General features: G+C 55.8%; 13 protein-coding genes. 5 read left to right on the top strand and 8 right to left on the bottom strand.

Translation table 11 applies throughout. The annotated features are described in order from the left end of the window. Positions 1 to 498 (bottom strand): TIGR00645 family protein, encoded by a 498-nt coding sequence (locus DW133_RS02055; protein WP_118274770.1) that lies wholly within the window; start codon positions 496 to 498, stop codon positions 1 to 3. 256 nt (positions 499 to 754) lie between these two features. Here DW133_RS02055 and DW133_RS02045 point away from each other — a divergent pair, with 256 nt between their 5' ends. Further along, positions 755 to 1,801, top strand: coding sequence for a radical SAM protein (locus DW133_RS02045; protein ID WP_118274766.1), 1,047 nt, complete (start codon positions 755 to 757; stop codon positions 1,799 to 1,801). On the opposite strand, the gene DW133_RS02040 is transcribed toward DW133_RS02045, so the two are convergent. The 5 genes from DW133_RS02040 to ybgC all read right to left on the bottom strand — a co-directional run bounded on the left by DW133_RS02040 (position 1,798) and on the right by ybgC (position 5,567). Then, the gene (locus DW133_RS02040; RefSeq protein WP_118274764.1) at positions 1,798 to 2,607 is read right to left on the bottom strand and encodes an MBL fold metallo-hydrolase; all 810 of its coding nucleotides are present in this window, start codon (positions 2,605 to 2,607) and stop codon (positions 1,798 to 1,800) included. The genes DW133_RS02045 and DW133_RS02040 overlap by 4 nt on opposite strands. 98 nt (positions 2,608 to 2,705) lie before the next feature. Continuing rightward, a complete protein-coding gene (gene tolA, locus DW133_RS02035; protein WP_118274762.1) occupies positions 2,706 to 3,992 on the bottom strand; it encodes a cell envelope integrity protein TolA in 1,287 nt (428 codons plus the stop codon). Continuing rightward, positions 3,989 to 4,417 carry a biopolymer transporter ExbD gene (locus DW133_RS02030; RefSeq protein WP_118274761.1) on the bottom strand — a complete coding sequence of 143 codons (429 nt, stop codon included), beginning with the start codon at positions 4,415 to 4,417 and terminating at the stop codon, positions 3,989 to 3,991. The genes tolA and DW133_RS02030 overlap by 4 nt, the downstream gene beginning before the upstream one ends. A gap of 28 nt (positions 4,418 to 4,445) precedes the next feature. After that, on the bottom strand, positions 4,446 to 5,108 hold the full coding sequence (tolQ, locus tag DW133_RS02025) for a protein TolQ (RefSeq protein WP_118274759.1): 663 nt from the start codon (positions 5,106 to 5,108) through the stop codon (positions 4,446 to 4,448). Between the two features lie 33 nt (positions 5,109 to 5,141). Then, positions 5,142 to 5,567 (bottom strand): tol-pal system-associated acyl-CoA thioesterase, encoded by a 426-nt coding sequence (gene ybgC, locus DW133_RS02020; RefSeq protein ID WP_118274757.1) that lies wholly within the window; start codon positions 5,565 to 5,567, stop codon positions 5,142 to 5,144. 171 nt (positions 5,568 to 5,738) lie between these two features. Between ybgC and DW133_RS02015 the strand changes: the two genes are divergently transcribed. From DW133_RS02015 to DW133_RS02000, 4 genes are read left to right on the top strand one after another with little or no spacing between them, the layout of a single operon-like run. Beyond that, positions 5,739 to 7,982 carry an ABC transporter substrate-binding protein gene (locus DW133_RS02015; protein ID WP_118274755.1) on the top strand — a complete coding sequence of 748 codons (2,244 nt, stop codon included), beginning with the start codon at positions 5,739 to 5,741 and terminating at the stop codon, positions 7,980 to 7,982. Beyond that, a complete protein-coding gene (locus DW133_RS02010) occupies positions 7,979 to 8,956 on the top strand; it encodes an ABC transporter permease (RefSeq protein WP_118274753.1) in 978 nt (325 codons plus the stop codon). The genes DW133_RS02015 and DW133_RS02010 overlap by 4 nt, the downstream gene beginning before the upstream one ends. Before the next feature lie 12 nt (positions 8,957 to 8,968). Beyond that, complete coding sequence (locus DW133_RS02005; RefSeq protein WP_369907906.1) at positions 8,969 to 10,366, top strand: ABC transporter permease; 1,398 nt, start codon at positions 8,969 to 8,971, stop codon at positions 10,364 to 10,366. 9 nt (positions 10,367 to 10,375) lie between these two features. Continuing rightward, positions 10,376 to 12,172, top strand: coding sequence for an ABC transporter ATP-binding protein (locus DW133_RS02000; protein ID WP_118274749.1), 1,797 nt, complete (start codon positions 10,376 to 10,378; stop codon positions 12,170 to 12,172). 67 nt (positions 12,173 to 12,239) lie between these two features. Here the strand turns inward: DW133_RS02000 and DW133_RS01995 are convergent, their stop codons facing one another. Further along, positions 12,240 to 12,905 carry an amino acid ABC transporter permease gene (locus DW133_RS01995; RefSeq protein WP_118274747.1) on the bottom strand — a complete coding sequence of 222 codons (666 nt, stop codon included), beginning with the start codon at positions 12,903 to 12,905 and terminating at the stop codon, positions 12,240 to 12,242. Positions 12,906 to 13,065: 160 nt separating this feature from the next. Further along, entirely contained in the window at positions 13,066 to 14,217 is a 1,152-nt protein-coding gene (locus DW133_RS01990) for an ATP-binding protein (RefSeq protein ID WP_118274745.1), read from the bottom strand. Positions 14,218 to 14,382 lie beyond the last annotated feature (165 nt).

Genomic DNA, 14,382 nt, shown 5'->3' with positions numbered 1-14,382 from the left:
TCAGTGAGACTTTTTCGTGATGATGTCGATGCAGCACATCACGAAGGCCGAAAGCACGAATGTCAGGTGCAGGACGACATACCAAAGGAGCTTATCGTTGGCGATCGACTGAATGTCCATGAAGATGCGCAGCAGGTGGATCGAAGAAATGGCAACGATGCTTGCCGCCACCTTGTTTTTGAGAGAGCCCGCGTCCATCTTTCCGAGCCAGCCCAACTTTTCGTCTTTGCCGTCGTCAAGGTCCATGCGCGAGACGAAGTTTTCGTAGGACGAGTACATCACCATGACGATTAGGCCGCCCACCAGTCCCATGTCAATCAAGGACAGCAGAGAGAGGATCAAATCGCCTTCGCTGAGGGACAGAACGTGCGGCAGGACATGAAAGATTTCCTGAAAAAATTTGATTGCCAGAGCAATAAGCGCCAGCGATAGTCCCAAAAAGACGGGGGCTAGAAACCATCGGGCGGCGTAGAAAGTACGTTCAAACATGCGTTCCATTTCTAAAGAATGTTTTGCGTTACGGTTGATTGGGGAAAAAGCGTCGCCAGAACAAAGGGCGCAAAGAAAAGTTCCGGCATTTTGACAGGAAAAACTTGGCTCAGGCTGAGATCTCAATCGAAAATGCAACAAATCGTTCGGAAAGCGAAGAGATCGAAATGGAGATTTTGGTAGGATTTCGTGCCGCTGGGCAGTTGCTATTCCTATTTTGTAGCAACTTTTATTTGAGTTTTTTGTTTTTCTTCTGACGCTTGTCATGCCCAGATCATTGCATTTAAGTGAATTTGAACGAGATTTCGCTGAACTTGGCGCCAAACCCACGCATATCCGGCGCCTGTGGCGTGCATGGCTCGGCTTGGCATCCTGGCAGTCGCAGGGACATGCCAGCTATCCGAAGGCGCTGCAGGAAAAGTTGCCGGAGATCCAAAGTCAACTCGAGTCGTTGGCTCGGTTTAACGTTAAGGAGAGCCGGCAGGCTGAAAGCAGCAAGCTTCTGGTGATGTTGCCCGACGGCGCGTGCGTGGAAGCGGTTCTTTTGCCGCGACAGGCGCTTTGCATCTCCACGCAGGTGGGCTGTGCCGTGGGGTGCGCTTTCTGTATGACCGGCAAGGGCGGGCTTGAACGTCAGCTTTCAAGCGCAGAAATCGCAGCTCAGTACGTGGCGGCCACTCGCATAAAGCCTGACATTAAAAAAGTGGTCCTGATGGGAATGGGCGAGCCTTCCCACAACTTGGCTGCAGTTGAGGAAGCTGTGGAGTTCATTGGCGACGTAGCGGGGCTGGCGCACAAGCAGATTGTGGTGTCCACCGTAGGCGACGAGCGTCTTTTCGATGCGCTGCCCACTTGGTCGGTAAAGCCCGCTTTGGCTTTGTCGCTTCACACGACCGATTTCGAGAAACGGCAAAAGCTTTTGAAAAACGCTCCTGCACTGACACCCGAATACCTGCTGCAGCGTACGTTGGACTACGCCGAACAGACCAAGTATCCGGCGCAGATCGAGTGGACGCTGCTGGCCGGCATCAATGACACTTTCCAAGAGGTCGAGCGACTGGCCGAACTTGTGGCCGGACGCTATGCGATGGTCAATTTCATTGCCGTCAATCCGACGGAAGGAAGCGACTTCAAGCGTCCCTCGCAGGATCACATTGAAGATCTCATCACTTTCTTGCGGCGCAAGGGCATCGTGGCAACGCTTCGTGACAGCGCGGCGCAGGATATAGAAGGGGGATGCGGGCAGTTGCGAGCCCGCCATCTGAGTGCCGCCCGCGAAGCGCCAATTTCGCTCGAAAAGCTGGACCGCTAAAGACGGTGACGAGTTCCGGCGGAGGCCCAGTCGACGTCGTCAAAGCAACATGCGAGCTGCGCGGCGGCCTTAAAGCCCGTGCAGTGGCACGGACGCCAATGTTCGACTTTGTACTGTGTCAGTTCCTGCATCCACAGGGGATAGTCGGCCGGCGCGACGCCGCTCAGATGCGTGCCGCCGAGCACAGTGTGGAAGTGATCGATGTCGAAGGTGCGGCTTGCGTAGCGCAGGATGTTGGGAAGACCGGCATGCGCGCAGCCCAAAAGCACGGAGGCGCCGTTTTCTGTTTGCACCAAGAGCGAAACATCATCGGCAAACGTATCGGGAACGATTTCACCGGCATCGGTGCGTTCAAACATATGATGAGTGCACACCCATCGGGGGTCGCGTGCTGAGGCGGGGACGGTAAACGCAATGACGCCGGGCACGATTTCAACGAACGGATCAATCGGCGAAAAGGCAAGACCTGTGAGCATTGAACCGCCGCCTGAAGCCCGTTTGGCGTCTGCGTCGCCGAGTCGTTCGCGTCCTATGCCGGGAGCGGCCCACACACGAACGTCAGGTGCCATTCGCAGCACGTCCATGACGCCGGAAGTGTGGTCAAAATGACCGTGCGAGAGCACCAGGTCGGTGATGCACTTGGCTTCCAGTCCCAGTGCTGTCAAATTGTGTTGCAGCGTGTGCTGAATGCCGCCCGTATCTAGCAAAACAACGGCGTCTTCGGTTTGCAGCCACGCGCTGTAGCCCCATTCGGCAAGCAGGCTTTGCGAACTCGTTTGATTTTCCACGACGACGGTAAGCTGCATACGACTTCTCCGAGATGCGCTTGTTGAGATACAGCCGAGTTTAGGCCGCGGACAAGAAAAAAGCTTTCGAAGCGGTGAGGCATCGAAAGCTTTTGGCGTCAATTGTTGGCGTTGTCGTCCACGGGATCGAAGGTGATCTGCATGGAACGCGGTACGGTAGCCGTTTGATCCTTCGGACGCGGGAACGGCTTGCAGCGACGGATTGCCGTTTCAACCGCGTGGTCGTATGCCGGCAGTCCCGAGCTCTTGAGCTGCACCGGGTTGCCGGCTTGTTCGCCATTGGGCAGCAGATTGACGCGATAGACGGCCTGATGTTGGCCGCGCTCAATGCCTGGAGGCACTGCATAGAAGATGTGCGGGCGAATGCAGGCAATGACGCTTGCCGCGTACTCTGCCGAAGCCGTACCGGTAACGTTACGCACGCGCGTTCCGGGTGTACCGGTGGTTTTGCCCACTTGACCGGACTGCACTTGCGGCGCACCCGTGATGCGGGCCAGCTCCGCACGCCGCATTTCATCGGCAATGCGCTTCTGTTCGGCACGCTCACGGCGAATGCGTTCTTTACGTTCGGCTTCCTTGCGTTTTTTCTCTTCTTCGAGGCGCTTTTCCTCGGCCAGACGCGCTTCCTTCGCCTTTCGGGCTTCTTCGGCTTTGCGTGCTTCTTCAGCCTTTCGAGCCTCTTCGGCTTTCCGGGCTTCCTCAGCCTTGCGTTCCTCTTCCAGGCGTCGTTCTTCTTCCAAGCGCTTCTGTTCTTCTGCCAGCCGCTTTTCTTCCTCAAGGCGTTTGCGTTCTTCCTCGAGTCTTTGTCGCTCTTCTGCCAAACGCTTTTCTTCTGCTAAGCGGCGTTCTTCCGCCAGACGAATCTCCTCGGCGCGGCGAGCTTCTTCCGCGGCTCGCTCCTCTTCAAGCCGTTTTTGCTCGGCTATTCGCTCCTGTTCCAGACGCTCCTGTTCGAGGCGCTGTTGTTCCAGACGCTCCTCTTCAAGCCGCTTTTGTTCAGCCAGTCGCTCTTGTTCGAGGCGTTCCTGCTCCAGGCGCTGTTGCTCCAGCTTCTCCTGCTCGAGTTTTTCTTGAGCCAGACGTTCCTCTTCCAGACGTTTAGCTTCCTCCTCCTGAGGATCGGGTTGAGGAGCGGCTTCGGTGTCTTTCGGCAACGGTTTGTCGGGCGTTTCGGGTGCTTTGCCCGCAACGCTTTCGCCGGAGGCGTCTTCAGGTGCCCAGAGTTCGGCGTAGAACGACTCGGGTTCGGTTCGCCACTGAAAAACGGTAAATAGCCCCACAAACAAAAGCGCATGCACCCCGACGGCCGCTACCAGGCCGGCCGGGAGGTCAAAGGGCTTCTGGTTGCCGGGACGAACCGGGCCTCGGTTCTCGCTCTCGCTCATTGACGGCCACCCTCAATCTGAAGGGCCAGGCCGACGCGCTCGACATTGGCTCCCTGAAGAGCTTTCATGACGTCAATGACCTGTTCGTAGCGCACATCGCGGTCAGCGGCGATCACCACCGGGGTGTTAAGACCGGCCTGCGCGGTCTTGACGTTGTTGACAAGCTGCGGCATGTCGACCGGGTGCAGACCGGACTTGGTCTTGATCGACAGACGGCTGTCGGCGTGCACGACCACTTGGATGTTTTCCGTGGGGGCCTTGCCGGCCTTCTTCACGGACGGCAGATTGACCACGGACGGATTCACGAAGGGCGCGGCCACCATCAGAATCACAACGAGCACCAGCATGACGTCAATGTAGGGAACGACGTTCATGTCGCTCATCAGGCGACGCTTTCCTCGGCTGGATTGGTTACGCAAAGCCATAGCGACTCTCCTTGTCAAAGAGTGCTTCTTAGCGCTGGTGCGCGAGGATGTTCAGGAACTCTTCGCTGAAGCTGTCAAAGCGGTTGCTCAGGCGCTCAATGCGGTTGGCAAAGAGGTTGTAGGCAGCCGTTGCCGGAATGGCGGCAAAAAGGCCTACGGCGGTGGCAACGAGTGCTTCGGCAATGCCGGGAGCAACGACGGCCAGAGACACGTTTTCAAGGCTTGACAGACCGGTGAAAGCATCCATGATGCCCCAGACGGTGCCGAACAGACCGATATAGGGAGAAACGGAGCCGATCGAAGCGAGCATCGGAAGTCCGCGCTCGAGTGCATCCATTTCACGCTGAAAAGTGGCGTTCATACTGCGGCGTACGCCCGACAAAACATCATCGGCGGGGCGATCGGGCATCTTCAGAAATTCGTTCATGCCGGCCACGAACATGCGTTCCTGAGCGCCGATGCGCTCCGGGCGCGTGCTTGCCGTCTCGTAGAGCTTGGCAAGATCAAGGCCCGACCAGAAACGCTTTTCGAAGTCGTCGGTTTGACGGCGGCTTCGGGAGAGCACGAGCATTTTGGAAAAGATCGTGGCCCAGCTCGAAAGCGAGGCGATCAGAAGAATTCCCATGACGCACTTCACAACGATGGAAGCGTTCATGACGAGCGTGATGATGGAAAGATCGGCGGAAGTCATGTTCGGATAGTCTTAATTCGCAAAAACGGTCAATCAGATCGAATCGTCGGGGGCGTAGGACTTCAAAGCGGCCAGAATGCGCGGATCGGCCTGCGTGGGGACGCCAAGCTTCATATCAACGGAAGCGCAGCGCACCTGGGCCGTGCAGATGGTTTCTTCACCGCGCACGATGGTCTGCTCGAAAATCACGGAAGCGCGGCGCAAAAGCTTGATGCGGGTCTTCACGGTGAGTGCATCGTCAAGCACGGCCGGACGCACGAACTTCATCTCGATGGTGCTCACCACAATGACGGGAGCGCCTTCGAGGTGCATCTTGCGTTGCTCGAGACCGAGCGTGCGCAAAAATTCCGTGCGTGCGCGCTCCATGTAACGCAAATAATTGGCGTGGTACACGATGCCGCCCGCGTCGGTGTCTTCCCAGTAGATGCGAACAGGAAAAGAAAAGATTTTTTCAGTCATATAACAAAGCGTCCGCGCTCGGCTCGGTGCGGACGCCGAAAATCGGTCAGAATTAGGCATTGCGCCTCCGGGCAAAAGCCCTGTTTCGGGCGGGCGCAATCATCGAGTCGAAAGTATATTGGATTGCAATCGTGCGCGAAAGACGGATTGCCTTTTTTGAGAAGGACTTAAGTGTTTCTTTCTGTTGAAAAATTCACGCCGCTATTACGGCCGATTTTGTGCGCTGCAACACTCCTTGCGGCGGCATTGTCCTCGGGCTGTACGGATCCTGTCAACGCGCCTCGGGCGCTTTCGGACTATGTATCCAACACGCTTTTTACCTCCTTTTCGGGACGCAGTCCCAAAACGCTTGATCCGCAGGTGTCTTACTCAAGCGACGAGACGATATACACCTACGGCGTCTACGAACCGCTTTACGGCTACGAATACTTAAAGCGCCCCTATACGCTGATGCCGCTGACGGCCGAAAAAGTTGTCAAGCCCGTGTATCTTGATGCGGATAAAAAAGTCCTGTCCGGAGAGGCCGACAGCAAGGACATTGCGTACTCCGTCTACACGATTCCGATCCGAAAAGGCATTCAATTTGCCCCGCATCCGGCGTTTGCCAAGGATGAAAAGGGCGAACCTCTTTGCCTGACGCTCAATCCCGAACGCGCCAAGGCGCTCTCCAGCCCCCTGGAGCTGACCGAGCGCGGTACGCGAGAGCTTACTGCGCATGACTATGTTTACGGCATCAAGCGCATTGCGTCGCCGGCCGTCGTCAGTCCCGCTTTCGGTATTCTGCGGGCCTATATCGTCGGTTTCGACGAACTCAGTGAGGCGATCGGCAATGCATGGAAAAAGGCCAGAGAGGCAGGAGATTCCGCCTCGCGCATTGATCTCACGAAGTTTGACTGCGAGGGACTCAAGGCGCTCGACGAGCACACGCTGCAGATCACCATTCGCGGCAAATACCCGCAATTCGACAATTGGATGGCAATGGCCTTCTTTGCGCCGATGCCTTGGGAGGCCGAGGCGTTTTACGCCAATCCCGGTTTTGCAGAAAACAATATTTCCCTGGACACCTGGCCGGTGGGAACGGGCCCATACATGCTCACCGTGTCGCGGCAAAACCGAGAGCATGTGCTCGAGCGCAATCCCAACTATCGCGGACTGATCTATCCGTGTGAAGGTTCCGAAGAAGACCGCCGAAACGGCTTTTTGGCCGACTGCGGCAAAATGACACCTTTCGTGGACCGAATTGTTCTGACGATGGAAAAGGAGGCGGTGCCGACCACGTCGAAATTCCTGCAGGGCTATTACGACAGCCCTCAGATCACGCGTCTTGACGTGGGGCAGGGCTACATTGTGGCGATGGGGGACGATCCCGACAAGGAAAAGCTCTACAAGGAAAAGCGTCTGCAGTTTCCGACCGCTGTCGAAGCCAACCTTTGGTACATCGGCTTTAATTGGCTTGATCCTGTGGTCGGCGCCGGCAAGACGCCGCAAGAAGCGCGCCGCAACAAGCTGCTGCGCCAGGCGATTTCCATTGCGCTCGATTGGGAAGAACAGATAGCGATTTTTGAAAAAGGGCAGGGGCAGACTGCTCACGGTCCGCTGCCTCCGGGGCTTTTCGGATGGCGTGACGACGGACCTTCGGCCTTTAATCCCGTCGTTTACAAAAAGGACGGCGACGGGCGCGTCAAGCGCCGCTCGATAGAAGAGGCGAAAAAGCTCATGGCCGAAGCTGGCTATCCGGACGGACGGGATGCCCAAACAGGACGCCCATTGGTGTTGAATTTCGATTGGCAGGGAACGAGTGCCGGCTCCAAGTCGTTTTTGGACTGGACGGCGCGGCAGTTTGCCAAGATCGGTATTCAGCTTGAGATTCGAGCCACCGACTACAACCGTTTCCAGGATAAGATGGCCAAGGGATCGGCGCAGATTTACTACTGGGGGTGGCTGGCGGACTATCCGGACGCTGAAAACTTCTTCACGCTTTTGTACGGTCCCAACAGCAAAGCCGTCAACGGCGCGGGAGAAAACGCAAGCAACTATCAAAACGCACGGTTTGACGCATTGTTTGAATCGCTTCGCAATCTTGAAAACGGTCCGCGCAAGGCCGACGTGATCGACGAAATGATCCGTATCGTGCAGGAGGATGCCCCCTGGAGTTTCGGCTACTTTCCCACTTCGGCAGCAGCGCTTCATCATTGGGTGAAAAACGCCAAACCCACTCAAATGATTCGCAACAATGTGCAGTACATCCGCATCGACAGTAAGGAGCGTATGGCGCAGATTCAAGCGTGGAATTCGCCCGTTGTCTGGCCTGTAATTCTGATTCTGGTGGCCATTTTGGCGCTTGTTTGGTTTGTGCGGCGACATCTGATCAAACGCAGTCTGCAGCGCGGAATTCATAGGGAGGATCGTGCATGATCGGCTACATCCTTCGACGCATCGCCTACGGCTTTTTGATTTTGCTTGGCGTCAACGCGCTCACTTTCGCTCTCTTTTTTGCCGTCAACACGCCCGACGACATGGCGCGTTTGGCCATCGGCGGGCGATACGTCACGTCCGAAGCGATCGAAAACTGGAAGACGGCGCACGGCTACGATTTGCCGCTTGTCTATAACGATGAGGCGCAGGGCATCGAAAAGATTACCAAGACCGTTTTTTACACGCGATCGGCTCCGCTTTTGACGGGCGATCTGGGACTGTCGGATGCCGGTCGAAGCATCAATCGGGAAATTGCCGAACGCGTAGGCCCGTCGCTGGCACTTGCCGTACCCACATTTGTGCTGGGCGTTTTCGTGATGCTCGTCTTCTCCCTTATGGTGGTGCTGGTGCGACGTACCAAACTTGAGTGGGCGGCGGTGGCCTTTGCGGTCACGGTGATGAGCGTTTCGAGCCTTTTTTACATCATTCTCGGACAGTGGCTTTTTGCCAAAACGCTCAGGCTTGTGCCCGTTTCTGGTTTTATGGACGGCTGGCGCATGGCGGTCTTTTTGATTCTTCCGGTGGCTATTGGCATCTTCTCGCGACTGGGCAGCGACACTTTGCTGTATCGCGCCATGTTCCTTGAGGAAGTTGGCAAAGATTACGTCAGAACAGCCCGCGCCAAGGGGGCGTCGCACGCCCGCGTCATGTTCGTGCATGTGCTCAGAAACGCTATGCTGCCGATTTTGACGAGTACCGTGGCAGTGTTTCCGATGCTTTTCATGGGAAGCCTCATCATGGAGAGCTTTTTCGGCATTCCGGGGCTGGGCTCATACACGATCGATGCCATCAACGCGCAGGACTTTTCCATTGTCCGCGCCATGGTTTTTTTGGGTACCGCGGCTTATGTGCTGGGGCTGCTGTTGACGGACATTGCCTACACGATTGCCGATCCGCGCATTCGGTTGAAATAAGACATGTTTGACGTGAAGTTTGTTTTTCTCTGGACGGACGCCGTGTTGTGGCTCTTGGTGCTGGGCCTCATCGGCTACGTTGTTTACGTGCTGCGAACAGAGGAGCTTGCTCGCAAGTGGCGCAAGGTTCTCAACAATAAAACCGCGGTGGCGGCCGCGGCAGTTCTTTCGGTTTTCTTTGCGGCGGCCTTAGCCGATAGTGTGCACTATCGCCGTGCTCTGCCCGCAACCGACGGTGCAGCCGTTGCCGCTTGGGACACCAAAACCGTGTCGCTTTTGGACGCATTGGTGGGTGAAAAGATCGCCGGGCGCGAAAGAAGCTACTCGGCTCCGTTTTCTCTTTACGACTTTGATAAGACGACCGTGGTGACCGAAGAGGGGCCCAAGCGCGTACACGCCAAACTCAAGGGAGCGGGGGCAGGCGTCAATGAAGACAAGCCGTTGCAGTCGCTTTTTCGAAAGATTGAGATGGGAGTGATGACCGGAGCCGTCGGGGTCTTGACAACATGGCTTCTGATCGGTGCGGTTGCCGCCTGTGTGCGACGGGAAGGCTTTGGGCGGGCGATGATTGCCGTGACGGCACGAAGCAATCCGTGGAGGCCGGCCATTTTGGTTTGGCTGCTGGCTATTTTCCTGGGCTGCGTTTTGGTGTTCGTCTGGCCCGTTTGGCATCCGTTCGGAACGGATGCCACGGGCAACGACGTGCTGTACAGTGCGGTAAAGAGCATCCGCACGGCCTTTGCAATCGGGTTGCTGGCGACTTTTTCTACGCTTCCCTTTGCCGTGACGTTGGGCATTGCTGCCGGCTACTTCAAGGGCAAGGTCGATGATGTGATTCAGTACGTCTACACGACTATATCCTCCATTCCGTCGGTACTTTTGATTGCGGCTTCCGTACTGATGATTCAGGTTTTCATCGACAAGCATCCGGAGATGTATGCCACGGGGCTTGAGAGAGCCGATGTGCGGCTTTTCCTCTTGGCGGTGATCATCGGACTCACCAGCTGGGCGGGTTTGGCCCGATTGCTGCGAGCCGAAACGATGAAAGTGAGCGCCATGGATTTCGTGACGGCTGCCAAGGCCTTCGGCGTGTCGTCAACGCGCATCATGGCTAGACACGTTTTTCCCAACGTCGCACACATCGTCCTCATTGTCGCCGTACTCGACTTCTCGGGCATTGTTCTGTACGAAGCCGTGCTCAGCTATGTGGGCGTGGGTGTGGATCCGGTGACCGATTCGTTTGGTTCGATGATCAATGCGGCGGCTTCCGAAATGAGCCGCTCGCCTGTGATTTGGTGGAATCTGGCGGCAAGTTTTGTCTTTATGGTGACGCTGGTGCTTTCGGCAAACTTGTTTGCTTCCGGCGTGCGCGATGCGTTTGATCCGCGAAACGCAGGCGGCAAAGCGTAAGGAACGGCGATGGCAGAAATTCTCAACGTCAAGAATCTGAGCGTACGGATCGGAGGCCAAACTTCTCTGACGGCCGTTGACGACGTGTCGTTTTCGATCCGCTCGGGGGAATGCTTTGCGCTTGTGGGCGAATCGGGCTGCGGCAAGTCGCTTACGGCGCTTTCCCTGATGCGTCTTCTGCCCGACGGCTTATATATCGATCGCGGCGAGGTGCGCCTCAACGGAACGGATTTGCTGGAACTCACCGAGCGCGAGATGCAGGCCGTAAGAGGCGATCGCATCGCGATGATTTTTCAGGAGCCTGCCACGAGCCTTAATCCCGTGATGACGGTGGGTGAGCAGATTGTTGAAGCGGTTCGACTGCATGAGCGTGTCAGCAAGGAAGAGGCCAGGCAAAGGGCGCTGCAGTGGCTCGCCCGCGTCGGCCTGGACGAGCCGCAAAAGCGTTTCGATGCGTTTGCGCACGAACTTTCGGGGGGCCAGAAGCAACGTGTCATGATCGCCATGGCGCTGGCTTGTCGTCCCGATGTCGTGGTGGCTGACGAACCCACGACGGCGCTTGACGTAACGCGTCAGGCGCAGATTTTGGATTTGCTCAAGGAACTGCAGAAAGAGCACGGTATAGCCCTGTTGCTGATTACACACGATCTGGCGCTGGTGCGTCAGTATGCCGATCGGGTGGCGCTGATGTACGCCGGGCAGATCGTGGAACAGAGCAAAGTTTCCGATTTTTTTGAAAACCCGAGTCATCCGTATGCCTGTCTTCTTTTGAGTGCGGTGCCGAGTGCCGATAAAAGTGCGCAGACCCTTACCGGAATCGCGGGAAGTGTTCCGGAACTCTCGGCGATGCCCTCAGGTTGCCGTTTTGCACCGCGCTGTCCGGCTGCCAAAGAGGCGTGCTTGCAGAAGTGTCCGGCAATGCGGCCGACGGTTCCCGGTCGTTTGGTTCGATGCTTCTATCCTGATTCGCCGGTAACAAGCAGTACAACGCACTTGCAAAAGACGATGCGTTCCGAAGAAACGGTACTGAAGCTCACGGACGTATCGGTGACGTACGGCAGCCGAGGCGGTCTCTTTTCTCGACAGAAGGCCTTTGAGGCGGTCAGTCACGCAACGCTGTCTTTGGCCCGGGGAAAGACCTTGGCTTTGGTTGGAGAGTCCGGGTCCGGCAAAACGACGCTGGGCAAGGCCGCCTTGGGACTTTTGGAAAACGCTACGGTGAGCGGCAGCGTGGAGATAGCCGGAGAGGTGGCCTTTGACGCACGCGGACGCTTTAAACGGCATTTAAGAAGCTGCGCGCAGATCGTGTTTCAGGATCCGTTTGCGTCGCTTGATCCGCGCATGAGCGTGGGGGAATTGGTGAGCGACGGAATCATGGCGTTGTGTCCGGGGCTCTCCAAGGCAGATGCACGTAGGAAAGTGAGCGAGCTTCTCGACAGTGTGGGACTGCCGTCTGCGGCAGCCGATCGCCTGGCGCATGAATTTTCCGGCGGACAACGTCAGCGCATTGCCATTGCCAGAGCGCTGGCCGTTGAACCGCAAATCGTGGTTTGTGACGAGCCGACCTCCGCGCTGGATGTTTCGGTGCAGGCTCAGATTCTTAATTTGCTTCGGGAAATTCAGGCCGAGCAGGGCGTGTCGTATTTGTTCATTACACACAACTTTGCAGTGGTCGAATTTATGGCGCACGAGGTGGCGGTGATGCAACACGGGCGCATCGTTGAAAGCGGAACAGCTGCAGAAGTTCTCACGCATCCGCAGCACGCCTATACCCAAACGCTTCTGGCGGCTGTACCTCGTCTTTAGTTGTGCTGAAAAGAAAAATGCCTCCGCGCGGGAGGCATTTTTCGAAGGCTTGGGAGCTGCGTTCTGACTAACGGGCGTCGCTTGCCTTGAACTTCTTTTCCAGACGGGAAACCAAGCGTGTGATGGTAAGCGTCATCACCAGGTAGATAATGGCCACCGACGTCCAGATTTCAAGCGAACCGTAGGTTTCGGCAATGATGAGCTGACCGGTGCGGGTGAGTTCCTCAAAGCCGATGACGGACACGAGGGAGGAGTCCTTCAACATCGCGATGAATTCGTTGCCAAGAGGCGGAATAATGCGCTTGAAGGCCTGCGGCAGGATGATGTAGCGCATCGTCTGCCCCCAGGTCATCCCCAGAGACAGACCGGCGCGCATCTGACCGATTTCGATCGACTGGATGCCGGCGCGGAAAATTTCCGCCACGTAGGCGCCCGAATTGATTGAGCAGGCGGCCACAGCGGCAACGAACGGGTCGATACGCTGACCGATGATCGCGGGAAGCGCAAAGTAGATGATGAAGATCTGCACCAGCAGCGGCGTGCCGCGAATGAAGTCGACGTAGATCTTGGCGAGCAGACGCAACGGTGTGAACTTGGACAACTGAGCCAGAGCCGCTAAAAGGCCGAACACCAAACCCAGACCGACGGCCATCGCCGTGATCTCTAGAGTCACCAGGGCACCCTGCAGCAACAAAGGCAGAGAATTGGTGATAAGGGAAAGATCAAATTCCATTGTGTTTTTATCCTTTTAACGGGGGAACGCAGGGGCGCGAAAAAACGCGCGTCTCAACACTCGTCGGCCGCGTATTTCTGCGCATTGTACCGAAGCACTCGCGCAACCGCACCTATTGAGCAAAATTGCTTCGAAAGGTGTGCATTATGGACTTGACCAATTAAGACAAGTCCGAGGTCTCAGACTGGAAAAAACGATGGAGCGTTTGCATCGTGATGACCTCGAACGACGCATCGGGATATTTGCTCGCAAAACTTTTCGGCGCTTTTGCTTGCGCATTCGTCAATTTGCATTCAAAGGCGTGAAGCGAACCGTCTTCGTCGACTTCCAAAAGATCCACTTCGCTTTTGTTGCGGTCGCGCCAAAAGTAGAGTTGTGTTTCGTCTTGTCGATAACGATGCCATTTGAGCCGCTCGATGATGACAAAATTTTCCCAGAGAGCTCCGCGTTCCAAATCACTACGAGATGAGAATGGCGTGAAATTGTCGAGAGCGGCGTTTCGGATGCCCAGATCGTAAAAGTAAATCTTCTTGGATTTTTTTAGTTCCGTTGCGAAGTTTGAGGAGTAACACGGCAGTGTCTTCACAATGAAGCTTTGCTCGAGAAGGCTTACACATCGCTCGACGGTGGGACTACTTAATCCGCACTGTTGACCCAAACTGCTGAAAGAGCAGGGATTGCCGATGTTAGCCGCCAAAAGCCTAACGAGATGCAGAAACTGCTCTGAACGGCGGATGCCGGCGATGGCAAACAAGTCTTTGAAAACGATGCTCTCGAAGAGGTACCTTAAAGTTGCCTTGGATCTTTGCGGGTGAGTCACGATTTCCGGGTAGCTGCCTACTGTCAATCGAATGGGCAAGGACTCCATGACGTCAAGCCAACTATTGTGATCGGCCAGTTCTGACACGGACAATGGAAAAAGAGTCATCGGCCACAAACGTCCCGCGGCTGACTCCATGACACCGCCGGCCAATTCCAAAGAACTGGAACCAGTGGCAAAAATGAGGCACGAAGGTTTGCTGTCCTCCAAACGTTTGAGAAGCATGCCGATGCCCTGGATGCGCTGGGCTTCGTCAATCACCAGAACGTCAAGACCGGAAAGCAAAATCGAGATGTCCGCTTTGGAAGACAACGACGTGAGTAATTCTCGATCCTGAGGCTCGTCGCCCGAGAGCCATTTCACTTTCCGGTCTTGGAAAAGGTGCTCCAGCAGCGTTGTTTTGCCTGTCTGTCGAGCACCGAAGACCACAATGGCTTTATCGGCTGGCGTGCGTTCAAGAAGAGCGGTGAGTGAACGTGCGATGTATGCCATTTCAGATAATTGCTAGTTGTACTTTACAAAAATCTAGATTTTTATTAAGTATAGTTTAAAAAAATCTGAAATGAAGCCAGTTGCGTCGAGTATTGCGATTGATCGGATCAATGGTGTAGATACAAGCGGACGACTGGACCAATACCCATGTTTTATTGTTGGGTA

Origin of the sequence: Sutterella sp. AM11-39 (assembly GCF_003472385.1) — a bacterium.
In the GTDB taxonomy this organism is placed as follows: Bacteria; Pseudomonadota; Gammaproteobacteria; order Burkholderiales; family Burkholderiaceae_F; genus Duodenibacillus; species Duodenibacillus intestinigallinarum.
Note: the sequence above shows the minus strand (reverse complement) of the source record. Positions and strands in the feature narration are given on the sequence as shown.